This window comes from Nicoliella lavandulae (genome assembly GCF_037546185.1).
In the GTDB taxonomy this organism is placed as follows: domain Bacteria; phylum Bacillota; class Bacilli; order Lactobacillales; family Lactobacillaceae; genus Nicoliella; species Nicoliella lavandulae.
The window spans coordinates 172,134-193,880 of the sequence record NZ_JAWMWH010000003.1; the positions used below are offsets into that span (position 1 = coordinate 172,134).

Sequence of the window (21,747 nt, forward strand, 5' to 3'; positions counted from 1 at the left end):
GAGAGTTAAATGAAAGAGATTTCAATGGATAGTCATGATACTTTAAATTTAGGATCACCATCCGCACCCCACCAACTAACGGTGGTAATGAATTTAAGCTGTCGTTATTGTAAAAAATGGTGGAGTCGCAATTTGGCAGACGTTGAACAAGCACTGCGTTCAGGGAACCTAGGATTGCACATTAAGTTTTGGACTAAGGATAAATCAGCCTTGCGAATTGGCAACATTGCCCATCAATTTATTGATTTTAGCCAACCCGAAATTGCGTTTGGATTTGTTAAAGCATTGATTAATGCTCAAAATAATTTTAAACGGTGTAGTGTAGAACAAGTACCAGAATATTTAGAGGATAATTATGGGGTCACCCTCCATAACTCTAAGCAAGCAACTGAAGCGACCACGCTTGCGCTTCAAGAAGCTGGCGTTCGTGGAATTCCAACAATTGTATTAGATGGGACTTGGCATGATAGCTTTCATTATCGACTACCAGCACTATAAAAATAAAAAGCCCAAATGCTCGAGCTAGTTAAGCAGTTTGGACTAACAATAAATTTAGTTTTCTAAGCCATGTTGGTGTTTAAAAGGTATTCAACAAACAAGTTTTTGATGTTGTTACCTTCCATTGGTTCGATAGTTGAAACAGCTGATTTAAAATCATCGCGTTTCAGTGAATTTACATTACTTTCTGATGCTAAACTTTCTTTCGATACTACTTTAGAATTATTATTCATTGCTATCCTCTCTTAGAGCTAATTTATTTATTACACCCATATTCTAAATAATTAAACTGTGAAATGATATAAAATTTTTGTAACAATTCGGTTATTTTTTAGTTAGAATTGAAAAAGAGTGGGACTTTTGATGCTTGTTTGATTTATTAAATTAATAAGATGATCAGCTGTAAATATTAAGAACCAAGGTTACTGATTTCGTAATCTTGGTTTTTGGTATACAATAAATACCAATCTAATAAATGAAAAGAGCATGTTAATGAATTCAAAATTAAAATTGACTGGTCAATACCTTTTAAATCTGATAATTAACTTTCTAGCATGTTGGTTGATCGTATACTTTCTGCGTACGAATTTACCAATTAGTATGACCAATGGTGATACTCCTGAGATCCCACCTACAAGAATTGCTGATTTAATCCTCGTCATTGTGTTAGCAGCATTTATTATTTTCTTCAGCTGGGTCTTCAATGCCAATGTACGTTCAACTATGAATGGATTGAAGAATAGATCATTAATATTGAAACTGTTGAATTGGATTGGTGTATTCTTGTCGATAATAGTTGCGACCGGAATCAGCATGGTTGTTAATGATGGTAGTTTCAGCGACTTAATGAGTAATTTATTATCAATTAATCAATTATATACGTTGGCAATGGTGGTCATTAATCTAATGATGGCACTGTGGACTAACCATTTTAATTGGTATCGGTGGGGGATATATTATCAGTTATTACTACTAATATTATTTTGGTTGGGACTGTGGATTTCACCAGCTTAGTAATTTGATAAGCAAGCTGATTAAATAGCTTGCTTATCTTTTTACTTGAAAATAACTAACTATTCAGTTATTATTATAAACATGCGAACAACTAATCCAGAAAAAATTAAAGCAATTAAGCAAGCAGTGATTAATTCTTGCAAGGACTATGGATTATTAGATATGACTACCGCTAAAATTGCTAAAGCAGCAAACGTTAGTCCAGCCACGATTTATATTCATTATCAAGATAAAAAAGATTTATTGAGCCGATTGTATGAGGAGGTAAAGGCGCATTTACAAAGTGGGATGGACGAAGTCATTGACGATAATGCTACGATTGATGATCAGGTTCATGCAATTATTGAATTTAGTATTAAGCAGTATCATAAATTTCCAGATGAATTTAACTTCATCCGAGTACTATGGAATAATCATGAATTATTAGATGAACATGCAATTCAATTTGAAAAGCGATTAAATGGATCGTTACAACATTTATTTGACCGAATTGATTCGTCGCCAAATTATGTTAATGTTTCGCAGACGACACTAGATGTATTCTTTTCAGTTCCTATTTTAGTTCTGAATCAAGATACTAAAGTAAACTCTGATGAAGTTCAACAAATTGTTAATATGGTAATAAATGCTATTAAAAAATAAGAAATAGCATTTTATTTTTAATTATAAATAACTAACTATTCACTTATAAAAACAGGAGGAAAAATTATGAATCGTAAAACAATTTTAATTACAGGTGCAACTGATGGTATTGGTCGGACAACTGCAATGCGGCTTGCTGAAATGGGCCATCGAGTTATTATTCATGGTCGTAATGTAAGCAAGGCCGAAGCAACGGTATTAGATATTAAACGTAAGAGTGGAAATCAAAATGTTGATTACTTGATTGCTGATTTATTTTCACTAGCATCAGTTAAATCGATGGCGCTCACTTTTAATAGTCATTATAATCATCTGGATGTATTAATTAATAATGCAGGCGCAGTATTAGATGATCAAATTAGAATCACAACGGATCACATTGAAACGACCTTACAGCTAAATGTCATTGCGCCACTTTTGTTAACGGAATTATTGTTACCATCCTTACAAAGAAGCAACGATGGACGAATTATCAATATGGCTTCGGCTACGGTGAGAATTGCTAGACCTCGGATGGATGATTTATCACTTCAAAGCATTGCGTCTGGTCAACAACGTTATGCGATTAGTAAGCTGTTCGTTATTTGGAATACACAATTTCTAGCTCAGAAACTAAAAAAGAAAGGGATCAATAATGTAACCGTCAACGTTTCTCATCCCGGTGCCGTTGCTACTAATTTTGGGCAGGATAGTGATAATGGGTTAATTAATAATTTAATTTATAAATTAGCATTGCGTCTTCATTTGATGGCGTCACCTGATGCAGGTGCTAATACTAATATTTATTTAGCAACCTCCGATGATGTAAAGGGTATTTCAGGATGTTACTTTAATAATCATCGTAAACAAATCACACCGCCTCAAAGATATTATTCAATTAATAATCAAGAAAAAGTATGGGACTATTGTCAAAAGCAAATTCAAAAGGATTTATAATGCTGTAAAAACGAACAATACGCTTAATGATGCACTTATTATTAGGCTTTAGTTGACATTTGTAGTTAGCTAATCTTAAAATTAGGAATTAATAAGTGCTTTACATATGTACTTAATACAATTTCATATATGGGAAGTGTCAACATGGTAGGATCAAATAAATGGCAAGTTTTCAAGTCAGGATGGCAATTAGCTAGTCACCCCAATCAGTTAGTTTCTGCAATTCGTAAAATTAGAAAGCCGTTGTTAATTGAAATGGTGGTATTGCTAATTTTACAAGTTGGTTCATGGTTGATTATTTTTAATAATAATCAGTTTGCGGTTGCACCGGATTTAACTGTGATTGGACTAGTGAGCTTATTTGCTGGTGTCACTAATATTTTGAGTGTAGTGCTAGATTCTGATGGTAATATTACGAACTTCTTTTGGGGAATTCTGAATAATATTGCCTACGTCTACGTTTCTTTTAATGCGCATTTGTATGGTGAAGTATACCTATATACATACTTCTTTATTTCACAGTTTATTGGAATTTATCTGTGGAATAAGCGTAATGTTGATCATCCGATTGATAATAATAGTGAAGTACAGGTAAAAGAATTATCGGTAAAGGGATGGCTATTGTTGGCTAGTTTAGTCATTGTTAGTTGGATTTTCTTGGGGCTGTTTTTACAACGTGTTCCTTTGATCACTCCAACGCTTGATCCCCACCCATGGTTAGATGCTTTAAGTACAGTGGTTCAAGTATTTGCACAGTTACTACTCATTCTTAGATACAGTAGTAGTCAATTTATTTTATGGATTTTAGGGAACACATTAGAAATTGTATTATGGACGGTTAACTTTAACCCAATTATGATTGCATTATTCTTCGCCTGTGATGTTAACTCATTCTTTGGCTGGTATGTATGGAATCAGAAATTAAAGGCACAAGCATCATTATAAATTAATAAATATCATCTAATCATGATAAAAATTAAAAAGGTGGGAAGAATCATTTAGATTCTTCCCACCTTTTTAACGTAATTGACTAGTGAAAATCAAAGGATGTATAAACGGTTCCATTATCAGTTTGGGTGATACCAATCCCAATTTGAGTGAAATCAGAACTCAAGAAATTATCTCTGTGTCCCCAATTAGAAGCACTATCTTCATATAACATTCCATTAATGGCTTGAATAATTTTTTGAATTAAAGAACTACCGTCTTGACTAAAGTTATAAGTAATATTTTCTCCAAATTGATTAGCCAAATCATCACGGCCATTTGCCCTAGCAATCATCTGATAATAACTATTGTTATTTTTATCCCTATGATTATAATCATTGATAATTTGTTGACTTCTCTCATTAGCAAATTTATTAATCGTTGGATCAATTGTTAATGGTTTTAAATTATGATTTTGTCGAACATAATTAATATACTTTACAGCATTGTTAATGGCGTCACCAATTTCTGCTTGGGAAACTGGCTTAGGATTAACTGGATTACTACTTTTGTATATGCTACCATCACTAACCCATCCAGTAATGCCATTATTAAATTTAATTTGATAGTAGTAAGTTTTCCATGGGGCAACTTTTTTATTTAATATTGTAGCCCTTATACTATTACCTAATGAAATAGTTCCACTGGTATCAGTTTCACTATTTGGAAAATGATCTAGTATGACTAAATTGGGGTCTCCAGAAATAAAGGCAACCGAGTCACCAATATTATATTGGGGTAATCCATCATTATATTTAGATGGATCCGTATTGTTTGTAATTTGAGATGCAGCTGATTTATCGGATGCGGATTTAGCAGCACTAGCCTTAGCAGAACTATCAGCTGCAGATTTAGCAGCACTAGCCTTATCAGAACTATCAGCTGCAGATTTAGCAGCACTGGCCTTAGCAGAACTATCAGCCGCAGATTTAGCGGCACTAGCTTTAGCAGAGCTGTTGGCCGCAGATTTAGCAGCACTGGCCTTAGCAGAACTATTGGCCGCAGACTTAGCAGCACTAGCTTTAGCAGAACTATTTGCTGCGGATTTAGCAGCACTGGCCTTAGCAGAACTATCAGCCGCAGATTTAGCGGCACTAGCCTTAGCAGAGCTGTCAGCCACAGACTTAGCAGCGCTAGCCTTTGCAGAGCTATCGGCTGCAGATCTAGCAGCACTGGCCTTAGCAGAGCTATCAGCCGCAGATTTAGCGGCACTGGCTTTAGCAGAACTATCGGCCGCAGACTTAGCGGCACTAGCCTTAGCAGAACTATCGACAGTATTAACTTGAGTAGAACTAGTATTAACAGCAACGTTGGCATTATTAGTTGTCGATGAGGCACTACTGTTACTGGTTGATGAGCTCACACTTGTATTATTGTTACTTTCTGATGAGTAACTGCTATGCAATGATGAGTTTGAATATCCATATTCCGATGCAACAGAACTAGGTGTTCCAACGTATGATGAATAGTTATCAGAGTTTGCGGAGACACTACTTGGTACGTAGTTACTTGATTGATTCAATTTGCTGTTATTGCTAGAAGTGATTTTTTTAATTTTAGTATGTTTTTTATATTTTTTATGCTTTTTGATACTATTTGCTTTTACATATCCCTTCAACTTTTTTACGTAATAATATTTAGTGCCCTTGTAAGTTAATTTTTTTGAACTCTTTAGTTTTCCAGAGTATCTTACCTTGGTCACTTTTTTAATTTTATACTTATGATGTTTTTTGTAAAAATGATAAACACGTTGGATCTTGTGACTACTTGCCTGAGTGGTAACTGGATTTTGAAGTAATCCTATCGATAAAATAGAACTGCAAATTAAAGTATACATAGCAGTTTTTTTCATATAAACACTTCCAATACTAATTATTATGTAACGCTTAAATACTACTATATATAAAAAATATAATCAATGTTTATTGTACATCTAATATAATGTTGATTATTAAATCATTATGTATTTAGCTATTCTATTGATAAATAAAAACACGATGCACATAAATGGCACCGTGTTTTTATACTATGTTACTTAATTAAAATGGGGTTTCTTTACCCAGTTTAAACCAATTATTATTTTGTTCCCTAACAATAAAAAGATCATTTCCGTTGTTGGTGGCAACATTCCAGAATCTAAAGCCCTTACCCTTAGGGATGTTTTTAGTTTGGCCCTTCATTGGAATACTAGTTGAGTCGATGCTCAGCATAATTTTAGTACCTGGCTTTAATACTTTGTAAGGCTTATAGTCATTTACCCACTGCATTTTAGTCTTATAAACTTTATTAATAGATGAGGAACTTAGTTTATAACCTTCAACGCCTTTTTTAATTGTTGCATAGTGATCTTGATAGTAATTATGGAATTCCTTATTAGTAAGAGCGTTAACGCTTTTAGCATTTGCCACTCTATTCATACTAATAAAACTAACACTAATTAATGATGTCATTAATAAAAATTGTAAAATTATTTTTTTCATAATTATCCACACTCCATATTATGTAATATATATTTTATATTAGAACTACTTTTATCTGCTTGTCAAGATGGTCTAAAGTTGCAGATAATTTGAATTAATTTTTAGCATAAATATGTGTAGTAATTTGGCTTTAATGGTAAAATTTATAATACTAGTGTTAAAACTTTACATTTGAATTGGGGTAATTAAATGAGATTCACAAGGATTAAATCAATGCTATTAGCTGCGTCTGTTGTTGGAGTGGGTCTAACAACGATCAGTACAAATCAATTAGCGCATGCAAAACAATATAAGATTAGTTATAAGAATGTACCTGATAGTCGAAAACAGACGATTGTATTAGGATTAAAGGGACGTAATAGTAAACAATTGAATCAATTTATTAATCAAACTGTTACTCCTGGGAATGCTAATTATCGTAAGTATTTAACGCCACAGCAATTTGGCAGTCAATATGGTTTAACTGATAATAAGGTCAAAGTGATTGGTAAGTATATGGCAAAAAATCACTTGAAGACGGTTACTTATCCTGGAAATACCATTATGACAGTTAGTGGTAGTGCGAAGAACATAGAAAAAGTATTCCATATTAAATTAATGCAAGCAACACGTAATAAACTAACGTATCAAGTATCGTTTAATAAAGCTCATCTTACTAAGGTGATTGCCAAGGATGTTTATTATATTGACCAGTTTAATTTAAACAAACAAATTGTTAACAACGCCAATAATACTAATGGCACTAATGACACTAGTATTAATAAGGTGATTAAAAAGATTAAGGATCCAAACATTAGTGATCGTTCATATAAAAAGTTCGGACGCACATATAATACTCAGAGTTTATATGATGCCAATTATTATGGTCAAAATCAGACCATTGGAATTATTGGTGATGCAGATTTTAAACAAAGTGATATTAAAACATATTTAAAACAGCAAGGAGTAAAATCAGATAATAACCGGATAAAGAAGGTGTATGTCGACCATAACCTTTCTAAATCTACCGGTGATCAGGGTGAAGTTACAATGGACGTCGAACAAGCTAGTGCAATTGCACCTAAGGCAAATATAAATGTATATATGGGTGAACATAGTAATGATGATTTTGCCTTAAAATCATTTGCAACTGCAATTGGGCGTGATAACGTTGATGTAATTTCGTATAGTTATGGTTCGGTTGAAACTGATGTTAAGAATAAGCTTACATCAAAAGCAGAGTTGAACGTTATGAATCAGTTATTAAAACAAGCGGCTGCTCAAGGAATCTCGGTGTTCAATGCTTCTGGTGATAATGGGGCCTACGAATTTAGAAGCGGTAGTAAGGAACGTACCATTGGAATGCCAACCAACTCACCTTATATAACTGCTGTGGGCGGTACAACGCTTCCGTTTAAAGGATTGAATTTTTCTGATATTGCTGGATTTAAACCAACTGATAATAAGACGGTATCTTTAGATAAAGAAATCGCTTGGAGTTCTAATACAACTTATCAGTTGTTTGGCGTCGATTATATTCGAAAAGTAGAGTTGGAACATATTGCAAACCTGCTTAAAAATGCTAAAAGCAAGCATCAAAAAGAAACTGTTAATAAGTTATTGAAACAAATTGGTGGTTCAACGACTAGTGCCAACTTCTTAGGCAATTCATATCAAGGAAGTGGGGGCGGTATTAGTAACTACTTTGCAACTCCTGATTATCAAAAAGGGATAAGTGGGGTTAATACCTATAGTGCACGGCAGTTCATTAATTTAAAAACGGGGATGTTAAATCTGAATGCACCTTTGCTTAGTGGATCCAAGAGTGGTCGAAACGTTCCTGATATTTCTGGGAATGCTGATTCTCTAACTGGCTATAATGTATACGTCAATGGTAAAAGCATTCCATCTGGCGGAACAAGCATTGTAACTCCACAAATTGCTGGAATGGCTGCGGTGATTAACAGTGCCCAAGGAAAACGAATGGGCTTTTGGAACCCGCAAATCTATCGGTTCGCTAAGGGCACTAGCTCACCATTTACTAAACTAGATAGTTCTGATAATGAGAATTTATACTATGTTGGGCAACCTGGTAAGCTATATAATCAAACGGTTGGATTAGGAACTGTTGATTTTACTAAGTTGAATCAATCATTTAGTGATGAACATTAATTAAATAAAGACGAATGAGATTAATTCCCATTCGTCTTTATTTAATTTCTATATCTAAAAAGAAAGTCAGTAACAGATCTTTAATGTGACTAATTTCAATTTGATTGAGTTCAAATAAATACCCTTGGTTAATCGTTCCATTGGTGTTAAAAGCATCATGTCGCTGCTTACGATTGTTTGAATCTGCAAAAAATGAACGTTCAGGGGCTAATGGAATTTGAACTCGTTTTATTTTTAAATCAACCTGCCAGCCCTCACTAGCCCATCCCTTGTTATTTAATTCTACTGGCCTAGGTTGTGAATAAGCATCTTTAATTACAACGCTGATTCCCATGATATGTTGATGGTAAACGTTAACGATAATATCACCAACTTTAAGACTTTGCATGCAATCATACGAGTATGCTCGACTACCATCTCGTTTTCGCTTTGGCGACCATAGTATTTGCTTATTAAATTCATATTGATGGCTCTTATTTTGTGATACTAAATACCACTTCTTCATTATTAATCATCCTTAAATTGATTTGACTATTTCATTTTAGATGATCATGTTAAAAAAAGATAGATCTAGTGAAGAGATAGATTAGTGAATCTAATTCATTCATTCAAAACATTAATGTATTATTAGAAAGTAATTAGAAAATGATGTTGAATTTAATAATTGCGGTGCTATACTGAATTCATTAATAAAATGCGAGGTGGAAATTATGACAAGAAAAGTAGGCGTAATTGGGATTGGACACGTTGGTTCAGCGGTGGTGCATCACATTATTACAGATGGTTTTGCTGATGATATTGTTTTAATTGATGTAAACGGAGATAAAGTAAAAGCGGATGCCACTGATTTTGAAGATGCAATGGCTAATTTAACTAAGCATACTAATATTATCGTAAATGATTATGCTGCATTAGCAGATGCTGATGTGGTAATTTCTGCAGTCGGTAAGATTTCATTACAAAAGGATAATAAGGAACATGATCGATTTATTGAATTACCATTTACTAAGAATGCGGTCAAAGATGTTAGTAAAAAGTTACGTGAATCTGGATTTCATGGTGTGTTAATTGATATCACGAATCCTTGTGATGTAATTACAATGATGTATCAACGATTCACTGGCTTTCCTAAACATAAAGTCATTGGAACGGGAACATTACTAGATTCTGCTCGAATGCGACGGGCTGTCTCCGCTAAGTTAAAAATTGATCCACGTTCAGTGGTTGGTTATAACTTAGGTGAACACGGAAACTCACAGTTTACAGCATGGTCAACAGTTCGGGTATTAGGACGTCCAATTACTGAAATTGCTAAGAAACGAGATATTGACTTAAAAGAATTAGATGAAACAGCTCGGGCTGGTGGTTATACTGTCTATCATGGTAAGCATTACACTAATTATGGAATTGCTTCAGCTGCTGTCCGTTTAGCTGCCATCATTGTTAGTGACGCTAGAGCAGAATTACCAGTTTCAAATTGGAATGAAGAATATAATACTTATTTATCTTATCCAGCCATCGTTGGTCGGGATGGAGTCGTTGAACAAACTGAACTACAACTTACAGATGTAGAAAAGGAAAAATTAGCCGCATCTGCTAAATACATCCGAACTCGTTTTGAAGATACGATTAAGGGAATGGAATAATTAATTGCATAAAAAAATCCTCCAATCTGGAGGATTTTTTATTTTATTACTATTTGTTATTTAAGTGTTTGATCTTAAATCCAGTAACTGCACTGAGAATTGAAAAGACAGGGGAGAATAAACTAAGGAATACGAATGGAATGTATTCAACAGTTGGAACGTTTAAAGTAGCAGTGACAAAGCTACCGGCAACCCCCCAAGGAATTAAGTAAGTTAAAGCAGTTCCACCATCTTCTAGCGCCCGACTTAGTGCAACAGGAGCTAAGTTATGTTCTTTAAATGCTTTACTAAATGATTCACCAGGTAGAATTAGTGATAAGAATTGTTCACCAATGAAGAAGTTAACGCCAAAACAAGTAATGATAACTGAAATAATAAGTGCAGCAGTAGAGTGGAGATGAGCAGTTAATGGCGTCATGATTGATTTAATGATTCCTAGGTTGATAAGTAAACCACCAATTGATAAGGCCACAAAGATTAATGCAACGGTTCCCATCATTCCGGAAATTCCACCTCTTGTTAGTAACAAATCAACTCGTTTATCACCAGTATGAGAAACAAATCCACTTTGAATTACGTTGTTAAGTTTAACTAAGTTTAGTTCAGGCATTCTGATCAATCCCATAATTCCAGAAACGAGTAGGTTAATAAATAACGTTGGAATCGTTGGAATTTTAATCCATGCACAGATGAACAATAAGAAAACTGGAATTAAGGCAATTGGTGAAATAATAAAATGATGTTGTAACACGTTAATGGTTTGATTAACGTTATTAAAATTAGCATTTCCGTTATGCCGACCAAGTAGTGCGTATAGGATAAATGCAACGATACTAGCAGGAATTGTGGACCACATTAGGTTCTTGATGTGATCAATTAAGTTAGCATGAACAACTGATGCAGCAACATTAGTTGAAACTGAAAGTGGGGATGCTTTGTCACCGAAAACCGCTCCGGATAAAATAGCTCCAGCAGTCATGGCGGGGTCAACACCAAGTGTTAATCCAATTCCCATAAATACGATTCCAAGGGTTGAACAAACGGTAAATGCACTTCCGATAACGGCCCCCATCGCCCCACAAATAACGAAGACAGATGGTAAGAACCACTGAACGTTAATTAAATGAAATCCGTAAACCATTAAGGTTGGAATGATCCCTGTTGCGATCCAAACACCGATTAGCGAACCAATTAATAGAAAAATGAATAGGGGTAAGATTCCTGATTTAATTCCAACAATAAAGCTATTGTTAATTTCATCCCAGGTAAAGCCACGCCATTTGGCCCAAAAGATTAAAATCATAATGCTAAATAAAATGGGGACTTCAGGTGAGATATGTAATCCGATGATACCAACCGACATGACGATTAGTAATCCAATTAAAATGATGATGCTTTCGCTTAATTTAAGTTTTGGTTTGTTATTTTCCATAGTTGAAGATCCTTTCTGAATTTAAAATAATGGTAGTAGTAATGATGATTGATTCGATATCGAATCAGTCCACCACACGTATTGATTTTAATCATGATGGTGCGCCTCCTTAGTAAATAAAAAGTCCCAATTGCAAATAAATGCAATTGGGACGATGTGGACGACCGCGGTACCACCCAGCTTAACATGTTAGTACATGTTATCTCACTAGACAGTAATGGGTCTAGTTATTATCCATTTAGATCATTGCTTAATGTATTTCGAAATCTTTATCCTGATCGATTCGCAGCAACCACCGACTTCCTGACACCCAGATAAAGCTCTACTTAATTAAAATCTAATTATTTATTAATTTAAATACAATGATATCATCATTTTTGTAGATTGCAAGCTTTTTACATAATTAATATTTATGTTTCAAAAATCATAAATCCATTAAGATTCATTTGTATCTATTCAAATTAAATTTAGTATCATGTAAAATCGTTGATAGTAATGTTTTTGAACTAAATTGAACAGGGGGATGAAAGTGAAGAAAAAATTGATTGGACTAGCATTAGCTGGATTAATAGTAATTTCAGCATTGCCTTCAACAACTGCGTCAGCGAAATTAACTGTAAAGAAAACGGTTCCTAGTGCATACCATGGTAATTGGTATGCAGCAAATAAAAAAAATCATCGTGAGTTGATTTATATTTCCAATAAATATGTGATTACTGGAACCTACTCCAAATTTAATCTGAAAAAAAATCAAGTAAAATTAAATTATGAAACTGGTTATTTACCTAAAAACACTGGATCTACTAAATTGGTAATCAAGAAGGGTAGTGCTGGCGATGGTCAGTATGGTACGACTTATACTTTTAACCAGGGGGATGATATTGATGAACAACTGCCCACTTTCTGGACTAGTAAAATGAAAATTAGTGGCAAGCTGCAAACGGTATTAAAGGCCTACTCTAATTATGGTGAAGTTAAGGTATATACTAAGGTACCCGTCTCAAAGGATTACTCATATAAAATCAAAACTAGTAACGTTGGATCAGAAATCGGTAAATAAAAAATAGATAAGCTAATAAAGCACTCTTAAAAAGTTATTCTAGATGAATAGTTTTTGAGGGTGTTTTTGGTATTAATGAATGTTACTTATTAATTACTACTAATCATTTAGTTTTGGGATAAAATGTATTACTTTATTATTTATATTATAGTTACCTAAATCAAATACTGAATAAATTTTATTATCTGGAGTTTGAAAAATTCCAATTCCAATTGCGTTTATGTCTGATCTTAAGAAGTGCTCCTATGATAATAATATAGACCATTTTTATGTCGTACCCTTTCGGGTATAATTATTATTAAAGGAGTTTTTATTATGCCAAAATCATATTCTAAAGAATTAAGAGATTCAATTATTGCACTAGCAAAACAAGGACGTAGTATCAGTTCACTTGCTAAGGATTATAATATTTCTACTAATACAATCAATCGTTGGATCAAGCAAGCCAAGACGATTAATGTTGATGGTAAAAGTATTTCATATGAAAAATATATTCAAATGGAAAATAAGTTAGCTGAGACTCAAGAGGAACTTGAAATTTTAAAACGAGCCGCGGTGTTACTTGGCAAGCGCTAACAATTAATGAAGCCTTAGGCTTCATTAAAGATAGTTTGGAACATGGACACCGCTTAGCAACCATTTTAAGAGCTTTTAAAATGCCTAAGAGTACCTATTATTATTGGACTAATCATCAACCAACAAAACGTGATCATCATAATCTAATTTTAAAACGAGAAATTTTAGTTGCCTGGCAACAAAGCCGTTATGTTTATGGGTATCCCAGAATTCATCAAGTCCTCTTAAATAAAGGATTACAGGTCAGCTCTAGAACCGTCTGGAAGCTAATGCATTCCATGAAAATTCATTCAGTAATGAACAAAAAATATCGCAAACCAACCACCCATAATGATTATGAACAACGTGCTAACTTAGTCCGTCAGGACTGGCGTTCTGCTTGGTGTGCTGACATTACCTATATTCCACTAACGAATCACAAGTGGGTTTATTTAGCCAGTGTCTATAATCCTAATAACCATAAGGTTATTGCCCATCAGGTTTGTAATGAAATGACTGCAGAATTAGTAACTAATACCATGCTTAAAGCGGTGAAAAAGACTAGCAAACCTATGTTTTTACACAGTGATATGGGAAGTCAATATACCAGTGATTTATTTGAAAAGTTATTAAACAAACTTAATATCAAGCATTCATATTCATTGAAAGGCCATCCATACGACAATACTTACATTGAAAACTTTCATTCAATGCTAAAACGTGAATTAGTATTTCAAACAAAGTTTGAAAGCATAGAAGAGGCAATTGCAGGTATTGATTGGTACGTAAGATGGTATAACAATGAAAGAATTAGCTTGGTCAAAACTACATAAAATCAGTCCAAGTTATTGACATAGGAGCAAAGCTATATCGATGTCCCCATCCAGAGGCCTCATCATTATAGAACATATCATGAACTGTTTCGTTAACGTTTTGTGACAATGTTTGACCAGGGTTATATATATATCCCATGTTTTCAACTGCATTAATTACTGGTAGGTTTGTTTGAGTAACCAACATATCTTCATATATTGGACCTTGATCATCGTAGTGACTAAAGTTTGTTACTATTTGTTCAGCTCGTTTTTGAGCAAGCATATTTATTCCATTATTTAACTCTAGTGGTGATAAGTTATTGTTAACTCTTTCCTGATTGATTTGTGCTAATGCACTTTGAATTGCATCATTGATTTCTTTAGAACTACTAATATTTATTAAATTGCTGGAAGTGTTAGTAGTGCTCGAGTTATTATATGAATTAAGATTATTTACGTTGCTAGATGTATTAGAAATGCTCGAATTACTATAGGAGCTATAATTATTTACATTGTTGGAATTATTAGCAGTGCTTGAATTACTATAAGAACTAGAACTATTTACATTGCTAGAAGTGTTAGTGGTGTTCGAGCTACTATAAGAACTAGAACTATTTACATTGCTAGAAGTGTTAGTGGTGTTCGAGCTACTATAAGAACTAGAACTATTTATATTGTTGGAAGTGTTAGCAGTGCTCAAATTACTATAGGAACTAGAACTGTTTACATTACTAGAAGTGTTAGTAGTGTTAGAGTTGCTATACGAACTAGAACTATTTAAAATATTAGAATCATTAGAATCATATATATTGCTAGATGATGAATATGAATAATCATTTGAATAACTAGAAAGCATACTATCGCTTTTATAACTTGATTCACTAGATTTAGAGTATGGATTATCAGATAAGCTATTTTTATATGAATACTTTTTTGAAGAATTATTTTCCTTTTTATTTATTATATGCTTATAATGATGAATATATTTAATGTTTACATATCCTGAAATACCATTCCCCTTAATATGCACTAATGTATTCTTTTTTCCATTATGTAACTTTATTCTAATCTTAAATGATGATGTGAATACTTTTCTCTTAAACTTATTGTCACTTAAACTAGCGATTTTATTTAGTTTAGTAGGATTACCATATACAGCTCCATTTTTTCCATAAACTTTAATTTTTTTACTATAATGAACGTATCTTAAAATTTTAATTTGATTATTTTTTATTATTCTAGCTTTAGCTATATTTTGACCGTAGTTATTTACATATTCTATTGAATTTACACTTATTATAGATAAAATAACAGAACTGTATAATAGCTTATTTAGTTTCATTGTAATAACTCCTTATTAACTTTAATTATATTGAATTATATATCTAATGAAATGCATAAGTCAATTTCAGCTCTGCTCCTATGATAATATAGACCATTTTTATGTCATACCATTTAGAAATAAATATCAATATTCATTGCTCCTATGATAATAATATAGACCATTTTTATGTCGTACCCTTTCGGGTATAATTATTATTAAAGGAGTTTTTATTATGCCAAAATCATATTCTAAAGAATTAAGAGATTCAATTATTGCACTAGCAAAACAAGGACGTAGTATCACTTCACTTGCTAAGGATTATAATATTTCTACTAATACAATCAATCGTTGGATCAAGCAAGCCAAGACGATTAATGTTGATGGTAAAAGTATTTCATATGAAAAATATATTCAAATGGAAAATAAGTTAGCTGAGACTCAAGAGGAACTTGAAATTTTAAAACGAGCCGCGGTGTTACTTGGCAAGCGCTAACAATTAATGAAGCCTTAGGCTTCATTAAAGATAGTTTGGAACATGGACACCGCTTAGCAACCATTTTAAGAGCTTTTAAAATGCCTAAGAGTACCTATTATTATTGGACTAATCATCAACCAACAAAACGTGATCATCATAATCTAATTTTAAAACGAGAAATTTTAGTTGCCTGGCAACAAAGCCGTTATGTTTATGGGTATCCCAGAATTCATCAAGTCCTCTTAAATAAAGGATTACAGGTCAGCTCTAGAACCGTCTGGAAGCTAATGCATTCCATGAAAATTCATTCAGTAATGAACAAAAAATATCGCAAACCAACCACCCATAATGATTATGAACAACGTGCTAACTTAGTCCGTCAGGACTGGCGTTCTGCTTGGTGTGCTGACATTACCTATATTCCACTAACGAATCACAAGTGGGTTTATTTAGCCAGTGTCTATAATCCTAATAACCATAAGGTTATTGCCCATCAGGTTTGTAATGAAATGACTGCAGAATTAGTAACTAATACCATGCTTAAAGCGGTGAAAAAGACTAGCAAACCTATGTTTTTACACAGTGATATGGGAAGTCAATATACCAGTGATTTATTTGAAAAGTTATTAAACAAACTTAATATCAAGCATTCATATTCATTGAAAGGCCATCCATACGACAATACTTACATTGAAAACTTTCATTCAATGCTAAAACGTGAATTAGTATTTCAAACAAAGTTTGAAAGCATAGAAGAGGCAATTGCAGGTATTGATTGGTACGTAAGATGGTATAACAATGAAAGAATTAGCTTGGTCAAAACTACATAAAATCAGTCCAAGTTATTGACATAGGAGCACATAAAAATCATCACTATTAAATGTATAATTACTTATTGCCCGTTTTAATATATCTGGTGTTTCGGAGTATTGAAATTTAGCTAATTCCAGCGTTGAAACGGCAGTACAGCCAAAAATCCATAATTTAAATATTCTCATGATTCCATACATGTGATATTGAATTAATAATTCGTCATATTTTGTTAACGAATGGTGTTTAGAGTAGCTTTTGATAATTTTATTAGCAAGATTTATATTTAATCTATTCATAGATTCATCAAAATAATTGCTGTAATCAGTTGCATAAATTTTTTTATAGAATGGTTTTCGCTTTGCCAGTTGCGTTAACATTGCTTCTATATTTTTCACGGAGTATTCATAGTGATCTTTATTGAAGGCTGATAGAATATCTTGTGACAAGCTCCACATGATTAAATCATACTTACTGTGAAAATGATTATAAAAAGTTTGTGGAACGATGCCACACTCCTTGCAAATATCTAGAACGCTGATTTTTTCAAATGATTGTGTTTTTAAAACCTTTTCAAACGCGGTTAAAATTCGGTTTGTAGTCTTATTTTGCATAATTAACTCCCTTTAAAAATGGATACATTGCTAATTTTATCTATTCCATTATCTGTTATTTCAGTTAAAATTACTAATAATAAATAAGTAATAGGTGGTATATATTATGAAAGTATTAGTTACTGGTGCTTCTGGTCATTATGGTAAATACGCAGTGAAGTATTTAAAGCAATATGCCCAAGCCGATACTGAAATTATTGCTTTGGTTAGAAGTAGTGACCAAGCCCAAGCTTTGAATTATGACAATGTTGAATTTAGAATCGGTGACTATTCAGATATTGATTCCTTGAAAACAGCATTTGAAGGTATTGATAGATTGTTATTCGTATCTGTTCCTGACTTTAATTTACAAAAAAATGTAGTTAGTGCGATTGTTGAAAGCAATATTGATTATGTTGCATATACCAGTATATATGCAGTAGATAAAGATAAAACGGGATTAGAACAAAATCATCAAGCAACTGAAAGATTAATTCAACGAACTGGGATTGATCATACCTTTTTAAGAAATAATTGGTATCTAGAATTAATCGCACCATTTTTAAAGGCTGCAGCTAATGCTAAAAAATTTGAATATTATGCCGGTGATCATAAAGTAGCATGGGCCTTACGACGTGAATACGCTGAAGCTGGAGCAAAGGTAATTCTTGAAAAGAACTCTAATGAAATTTTAAATTTAACAGGTCAGCCAGTATCTTTCAAACAATTAGGTGAGTTTACTGAACAGGCAACTGGTAAAAAGATTGATATCTCAGAAGTAGATTCATCAGAATTTGATAAGTATTTAAGTAGCTTAAGTATCTCAGATATTGGAGCCTTTTTATCGAAGGTATACCAAGACTATTCAATTCGAGGTAACAATGGTGAGGAGATGGCCAATAAGGATACCTTTGAGGCTGTATTAGGACATCCATTAACACCACTTGATCAAGCAATTAGTGAATTGATTAAAAATGATCAACTATAAGTTAATTACCAATTAGCATATCTATCCTCGCCTAATTCGTATCATTAACTTCAAAAATTTTGGGCCGATGCACATTTAAATGTACATCGGTCTTTTATTTAGTGATTTGATACCGTATTGAACAAGTGGGCTAAATACAGCTGTGTGGCATTTAGTTTTAAAAGTGATGGTTCAGACGTTATGTTTCAATTATTCCAGATTTAGCGTTTGAAAGTGGTTATACCTACACGCTTCATTTTTAGTTACCTTGTTTAAATAATTATGAATAAAAAATACCCGGTAGTTATTAGACTTAGTCTAACGATTACCGGGTATTTTTACGATTAGTATTTAATTATTTATAAGCATTTTGCAATACTTTTCCGTTTTGAACCGAGTAAAGGATTTTACTGTGATCAGATGGATCAGTAATGTTCATCTTAAACTTGGTGTCTTTAGTTTGCTTACCAACACTAGCGGAAGTTTTTCGAAGTCCAGAAACAAAGTTAGTCCAAGCGTCAATTCCTTGAGAATTACCTTGCTTACTCAAAGTAATGATTTGTTTTAAGTTCTTACTGTGTGGAATTAACTTAACAGTATCAGAACTTTCATCATATGAAACCTTAAATAACTTTTTGTAGTTTGCAGTCAATGAATCAACAAAGTTGTTGATAGCAAGTTGTTTTTTCTGTGCAGCGGAAGATTCTGAATTAGCAGATGAGAAGTAAGTAGAAGGTAAACTACTATTCTTAGGTGCTTTTTCCTGACTTTTACATGCAGCTAGTGTTAATGAAGAAGCTAATACCATGATTAAAGCCATAATCTTAGATTTACGCATTTATCTATTCATTCCTTTATTTAATGATTAGTTATTATCATATCATTAAAAGAGGCCTACATAAACCAAGAAAGTTGATTTTTAATAACTTGCAATCGTTTTGTTAAAAACTGGTAAGAATATTGCTACCAAGGGATGGGAAGATGTTGATCAATCCCTGGATTTGTTTACGACTAATGTGCCATGAAATAATCATATTAAAAATTTCAACAGCATCTTCTGCTTGGTCACTTAGTTCACTTGCACCAACTAAGAAGTCGTCCTTATCGAAAACTAGAGTCCGAGCAGCTACTGTTTGGCCACTTGCTTTATAGTACATTTCACCAGATAGTACTGAACGAACTACGCGATAGTTATCATCATCGTCAACCGTGGTGGGATTGATGCCGACCGTTGCGATTCGAGGAGATGCAAAGACGTTAGTTGGCATTGGTGGAAATTTGATGGCTTCATCAGTTTCACCACTGAATAACTTGGTTAGATATTTGGATTCAAAAGTGGCTACGGGTGATAGTTCTGGTTTACCAAAGTCAATGACATCCCCATCCGCGTAGATATTTTCAACGCTAGTTTGGAGGTGGTCATTAACCTTGATGCCTTGTTCGTCAAAGTCAACTCCGACAGCTTCTAACCCGATATTATGAACCACTGGATTACGTCCACTGGCATCTAAAACATAATCAGCAGTGATTTGTTGGTCTTTATAATCAACCGTTAATTCATCATTGTTCTTATGAATGGCCTTAATATCAGAATTAGGGACAAACTTCATCCCCCGCTCAGTGAGACTATCAACCAACTTGTCAACTAAGAATGGATCAAATTGACGCAATACCTTATCATGGTGCATTAGAACGGTCACATCAGCACCAGCTTCGTTGGCAATCGTAGCTAATTCAATTGCCACGTAGCCACTACCAATTACGACTAGGCGTTCTGGTAAATGATCGATAGATAGGAAATGGGTACTATCGTGAGTCAACTCGGTTCCTGGAACATCAATATGATTAGGGGTCAGACCAGTTGCAATCACAATCTTATCTGTAGTTAGTGATTCGCCATTAACAGTAATCGTATGGTTATCAACTAATTGGCCAAATCCCTTAATCACATTTACCCCAGCTGCTTTAAGTCGTTTCTTCATTCCACCAGCTGGGTCAGCATCAATATTACGATGCTTTCTTTGCATGTCTTCATACCAATCGACTTTTAATTCGTTACCGCCATAAATTTTTTTGAACTGGCTCGTTCGATAAGCTAATTCTGCAGGAACATCTAGTGTAAACTTTGGGGTACACCCAAAATTAGGACAAGTTCCACCAATCGCAGTGGATTCGATGATAGCAGCTTTATAGCCCTTATTTCCTAACGGAACAGCACCATTTACTGCACCGACGCCACCACCTAAATAAATCACATCATAATCATACTTAGTACTCATTTAATTTCCAGCTTTCTACATTATTTATAATCAAAGTTTATCAGAACTACATCAGATGTAAATTAATTGGCTTTTTTGTTAATTTGATTAGAAAAATATTTGACTTTTTTAATGAATCGGACTATATTATATCTTAAATTAACTAATGGGAGGAATAATCATGTTATACAATCAAATGCAAATTATTAAATACTGTTCATGTATGGGTGTTGGATCATGGTTATTCGATGATATCAATTAGTCTTTTTGTAAATTATTTTAAGCTTATTAATGACTAAGTTGATAGACAAAGTGTAGCCATCTCTAGCATCCTTTGATGTTTGAGATGGCTTTTACTGTTTTGAGGGGGAATTTAAATGAAAATTGGCGTTACTTCAGATGTATATGTAAATTCAGCTGATCCATTAACTGGGGTTCCAGCTGCAATTGTGGACCTATTAAGAAGCCATGGGATTACACCAGTAGCAGTCCCAATTGGTAATGTTGCTCAAACTAAACGATTGATTGACGAAGTAGATGGATTGATCCTAAAGGGCGGAATTGATGTTAATCCGGAACTATATAATGAAGAAGCACTTGCGACGACTGACAATCCAGATGACGAACGCGATGCTGCCGAATTTACAGCCTTAAAGGAATCAACTTCGAATGGTAAACCAGTGTTAGGAATTTGCCGCGGAATGCAAGCAATTAATGTTTTCTTCGGGGGCACTTTATATCAAGATATTTATACTCAAGCACCTAATGCTGGGCATTTATTAAATCATACTGCTGATTGGGACCGCGGTTATTTCCCAACACATATGATTAATGTTGATCCTGATAGTTATCTAGCAACTTCATTAGGTAATCGCACTAAAGTTAACTCACGTCACCACCAAGCTCTAAATAAAGTTGGGGATGGCTTGAAGGTTGTTGCCCGTGCTGATGATGGAATTATCGAATCAGTGGAAGGAAAGGGTGGCTTGATTCAAGCTGTTCAATGGCACCCTGAAAACCTTTGGCAAGATGATCCAAAGCAAGAACAGTTATTTAAAAACTTCTTTGCAAATGCAAAGAATGGTGTAATGTAAGCATTGGTTT

21 protein-coding genes are annotated in these 21,747 nt (G+C 33.7%); 12 read left to right on the forward strand and 9 right to left on the reverse strand.

All coding sequences use genetic code 11. The annotated features are described in order from the left end of the window. Positions 1–9: 9 nt before the first annotated feature. Entirely contained in the window at positions 10–498 is a 489-nt protein-coding gene (locus tag R4146_RS07340; protein WP_339960805.1) for a thioredoxin domain-containing protein, read from the forward strand. Positions 499–560: 62 nt separating this feature from the next. On the opposite strand, the gene R4146_RS07345 is transcribed toward R4146_RS07340, so the two are convergent. Continuing rightward, positions 561–731, reverse strand: coding sequence for a hypothetical protein (locus R4146_RS07345; protein ID WP_339960806.1), 171 nt, complete (start codon positions 729–731; stop codon positions 561–563). A 259-nt stretch (positions 732–990) separates the two neighbouring features. Here R4146_RS07345 and R4146_RS07350 point away from each other — a divergent pair, with 259 nt between their 5' ends. From R4146_RS07350 to pnuC, 4 genes are all read left to right on the forward strand, one after another. Continuing rightward, entirely contained in the window at positions 991–1,512 is a 522-nt protein-coding gene (locus tag R4146_RS07350; RefSeq protein ID WP_339960807.1) for a hypothetical protein, read from the forward strand. An 81-nt stretch (positions 1,513–1,593) separates the two neighbouring features. Beyond that, positions 1,594–2,154, forward strand: a complete 561-nt coding sequence (locus R4146_RS07355) for a TetR/AcrR family transcriptional regulator (RefSeq protein ID WP_339960808.1) — start codon at positions 1,594–1,596, stop codon at positions 2,152–2,154. Between the two features lie 66 nt (positions 2,155–2,220). Then, positions 2,221–3,090, forward strand: a complete 870-nt coding sequence (locus R4146_RS07360) for an SDR family NAD(P)-dependent oxidoreductase (protein ID WP_339960809.1) — start codon at positions 2,221–2,223, stop codon at positions 3,088–3,090. A 144-nt stretch (positions 3,091–3,234) separates the two neighbouring features. Further along, entirely contained in the window at positions 3,235–4,035 is an 801-nt protein-coding gene (pnuC, locus tag R4146_RS07365) for a nicotinamide riboside transporter PnuC (RefSeq protein ID WP_339960810.1), read from the forward strand. A gap of 85 nt (positions 4,036–4,120) precedes the next feature. On the opposite strand, the gene R4146_RS07370 is transcribed toward pnuC, so the two are convergent. Both R4146_RS07370 and R4146_RS07375 read right to left on the reverse strand, forming a co-directional pair. Further along, a complete protein-coding gene (locus R4146_RS07370) occupies positions 4,121–5,929 on the reverse strand; it encodes a CAP domain-containing protein (protein WP_339960811.1) in 1,809 nt (602 codons plus the stop codon). A gap of 187 nt (positions 5,930–6,116) precedes the next feature. Next, positions 6,117–6,557 carry a hypothetical protein gene (locus tag R4146_RS07375; RefSeq protein ID WP_339960812.1) on the reverse strand — a complete coding sequence of 147 codons (441 nt, stop codon included), beginning with the start codon at positions 6,555–6,557 and terminating at the stop codon, positions 6,117–6,119. A 189-nt stretch (positions 6,558–6,746) separates the two neighbouring features. On the opposite strand from R4146_RS07375, the gene R4146_RS07380 reads away from it, so the two are divergent. Further along, complete coding sequence (locus R4146_RS07380) at positions 6,747–8,708, forward strand: S53 family peptidase (RefSeq protein WP_339960813.1); 1,962 nt, start codon at positions 6,747–6,749, stop codon at positions 8,706–8,708. A 37-nt stretch (positions 8,709–8,745) separates the two neighbouring features. Here the strand turns inward: R4146_RS07380 and R4146_RS07385 are convergent, their stop codons facing one another. Then, complete coding sequence (locus R4146_RS07385; RefSeq protein WP_339960814.1) at positions 8,746–9,213, reverse strand: hypothetical protein; 468 nt, start codon at positions 9,211–9,213, stop codon at positions 8,746–8,748. Positions 9,214–9,418: 205 nt separating this feature from the next. On the opposite strand from R4146_RS07385, the gene R4146_RS07390 reads away from it, so the two are divergent. After that, complete coding sequence (locus R4146_RS07390; RefSeq protein ID WP_339960815.1) at positions 9,419–10,354, forward strand: L-lactate dehydrogenase; 936 nt, start codon at positions 9,419–9,421, stop codon at positions 10,352–10,354. A gap of 49 nt (positions 10,355–10,403) precedes the next feature. Here R4146_RS07390 and R4146_RS07395 read toward each other — a convergent pair whose 3' ends face one another. Further along, positions 10,404–11,786 carry a Na+/H+ antiporter NhaC family protein gene (locus tag R4146_RS07395; RefSeq protein ID WP_339960816.1) on the reverse strand — a complete coding sequence of 461 codons (1,383 nt, stop codon included), beginning with the start codon at positions 11,784–11,786 and terminating at the stop codon, positions 10,404–10,406. A 523-nt stretch (positions 11,787–12,309) separates the two neighbouring features. Here R4146_RS07395 and R4146_RS07400 point away from each other — a divergent pair. Both R4146_RS07400 and R4146_RS07405 read left to right on the forward strand, forming a co-directional pair. Then, a complete protein-coding gene (locus R4146_RS07400) occupies positions 12,310–12,846 on the forward strand; it encodes a hypothetical protein (protein ID WP_339960817.1) in 537 nt (178 codons plus the stop codon). Between the two features lie 315 nt (positions 12,847–13,161). Beyond that, positions 13,162–14,234, forward strand: a protein-coding gene (locus R4146_RS07405; protein ID WP_373695352.1) for an IS3 family transposase whose coding sequence is annotated in 2 segments (ribosomal slippage) — positions 13,162–13,417 and positions 13,417–14,234 — 1,074 coding nt in all. Because the reading frame shifts where the segments join, the coding sequence is not laid out codon by codon here. Here R4146_RS07405 and R4146_RS07410 read toward each other — a convergent pair. Further along, complete coding sequence (locus R4146_RS07410) at positions 14,227–15,072, reverse strand: CAP domain-containing protein (RefSeq protein WP_339960818.1); 846 nt, start codon at positions 15,070–15,072, stop codon at positions 14,227–14,229. The two genes, R4146_RS07405 and R4146_RS07410, sit on opposite strands and share 8 nt — an antisense overlap. A 700-nt stretch (positions 15,073–15,772) precedes the next feature. On the opposite strand from R4146_RS07410, the gene R4146_RS07415 reads away from it, so the two are divergent. After that, a protein-coding gene (locus tag R4146_RS07415; protein ID WP_373695354.1) for an IS3 family transposase occupies positions 15,773–16,845 on the forward strand; the annotation gives its coding sequence in 2 pieces (ribosomal slippage) (positions 15,773–16,028 and positions 16,028–16,845; 1,074 coding nt in all). 12 nt (positions 16,846–16,857) lie between these two features. On the opposite strand, the gene R4146_RS07420 is transcribed toward R4146_RS07415, so the two are convergent. Next, entirely contained in the window at positions 16,858–17,439 is a 582-nt protein-coding gene (locus R4146_RS07420) for a TetR family transcriptional regulator (RefSeq protein WP_339960819.1), read from the reverse strand. A 106-nt stretch (positions 17,440–17,545) separates the two neighbouring features. Between R4146_RS07420 and R4146_RS07425 the strand changes: the two genes are divergently transcribed. Further along, positions 17,546–18,406, forward strand: coding sequence for an NmrA family NAD(P)-binding protein (locus R4146_RS07425; RefSeq protein WP_339960820.1), 861 nt, complete (start codon positions 17,546–17,548; stop codon positions 18,404–18,406). Positions 18,407–18,740: 334 nt separating this feature from the next. On the opposite strand, the gene R4146_RS07430 is transcribed toward R4146_RS07425, so the two are convergent. Together R4146_RS07430 and R4146_RS07435 are read right to left on the reverse strand one after the other, a co-directional pair. Continuing rightward, complete coding sequence (locus tag R4146_RS07430) at positions 18,741–19,223, reverse strand: hypothetical protein (RefSeq protein ID WP_339960821.1); 483 nt, start codon at positions 19,221–19,223, stop codon at positions 18,741–18,743. 103 nt (positions 19,224–19,326) lie between these two features. Continuing rightward, entirely contained in the window at positions 19,327–20,664 is a 1,338-nt protein-coding gene (locus R4146_RS07435) for a dihydrolipoyl dehydrogenase family protein (RefSeq protein ID WP_339960822.1), read from the reverse strand. A gap of 356 nt (positions 20,665–21,020) precedes the next feature. Here R4146_RS07435 and R4146_RS07440 point away from each other — a divergent pair, with 356 nt between their 5' ends. Next, entirely contained in the window at positions 21,021–21,737 is a 717-nt protein-coding gene (locus R4146_RS07440) for a gamma-glutamyl-gamma-aminobutyrate hydrolase family protein (protein ID WP_339960823.1), read from the forward strand. The last annotated feature ends 10 nt before the right edge of the window (positions 21,738–21,747 follow it).

Excerpts from the sequence above, each read along its gene's own strand:
- R4146_RS07410 (WP_339960818.1), bottom strand. The coding sequence starts at position 15,072 with ATGCTTTCTAGTTATTCAAATGATTATTCATATTCATCATCTAGCAAT.
- R4146_RS07400 (WP_339960817.1), top strand. The coding sequence starts at position 12,310 with ATGAAAGTGAAGAAAAAATTGATTGGACTAGCATTAGCTGGATTAATA.
- R4146_RS07430 (WP_339960821.1), bottom strand. The coding sequence starts at position 19,223 with ATGCGTAAATCTAAGATTATGGCTTTAATCATGGTATTAGCTTCTTCA.
- pnuC (WP_339960810.1), top strand. The coding sequence starts at position 3,235 with ATGGTAGGATCAAATAAATGGCAAGTTTTCAAGTCAGGATGGCAATTA.
- R4146_RS07345 (WP_339960806.1), bottom strand. The coding sequence starts at position 731 with ATGAATAATAATTCTAAAGTAGTATCGAAAGAAAGTTTAGCATCAGAA.
- R4146_RS07420 (WP_339960819.1), bottom strand. The coding sequence starts at position 17,439 with ATGCAAAATAAGACTACAAACCGAATTTTAACCGCGTTTGAAAAGGTT.
- R4146_RS07370 (WP_339960811.1), bottom strand. The coding sequence starts at position 5,929 with ATGAAAAAAACTGCTATGTATACTTTAATTTGCAGTTCTATTTTATCG.
- R4146_RS07340 (WP_339960805.1), top strand. The coding sequence starts at position 10 with ATGAAAGAGATTTCAATGGATAGTCATGATACTTTAAATTTAGGATCA.
- R4146_RS07385 (WP_339960814.1), bottom strand. The coding sequence starts at position 9,213 with ATGAAGAAGTGGTATTTAGTATCACAAAATAAGAGCCATCAATATGAA.
- R4146_RS07440 (WP_339960823.1), top strand. The coding sequence starts at position 21,021 with ATGAAAATTGGCGTTACTTCAGATGTATATGTAAATTCAGCTGATCCA.
- R4146_RS07375 (WP_339960812.1), bottom strand. The coding sequence starts at position 6,557 with ATGAAAAAAATAATTTTACAATTTTTATTAATGACATCATTAATTAGT.
- R4146_RS07355 (WP_339960808.1), top strand. The coding sequence starts at position 1,594 with ATGCGAACAACTAATCCAGAAAAAATTAAAGCAATTAAGCAAGCAGTG.
- R4146_RS07380 (WP_339960813.1), top strand. The coding sequence starts at position 6,747 with ATGAGATTCACAAGGATTAAATCAATGCTATTAGCTGCGTCTGTTGTT.
- R4146_RS07425 (WP_339960820.1), top strand. The coding sequence starts at position 17,546 with ATGAAAGTATTAGTTACTGGTGCTTCTGGTCATTATGGTAAATACGCA.
- R4146_RS07390 (WP_339960815.1), top strand. The coding sequence starts at position 9,419 with ATGACAAGAAAAGTAGGCGTAATTGGGATTGGACACGTTGGTTCAGCG.
- R4146_RS07350 (WP_339960807.1), top strand. The coding sequence starts at position 991 with ATGAATTCAAAATTAAAATTGACTGGTCAATACCTTTTAAATCTGATA.
- R4146_RS07395 (WP_339960816.1), bottom strand. The coding sequence starts at position 11,786 with ATGGAAAATAACAAACCAAAACTTAAATTAAGCGAAAGCATCATCATT.
- R4146_RS07435 (WP_339960822.1), bottom strand. The coding sequence starts at position 20,664 with ATGAGTACTAAGTATGATTATGATGTGATTTATTTAGGTGGTGGCGTC.
- R4146_RS07360 (WP_339960809.1), top strand. The coding sequence starts at position 2,221 with ATGAATCGTAAAACAATTTTAATTACAGGTGCAACTGATGGTATTGGT.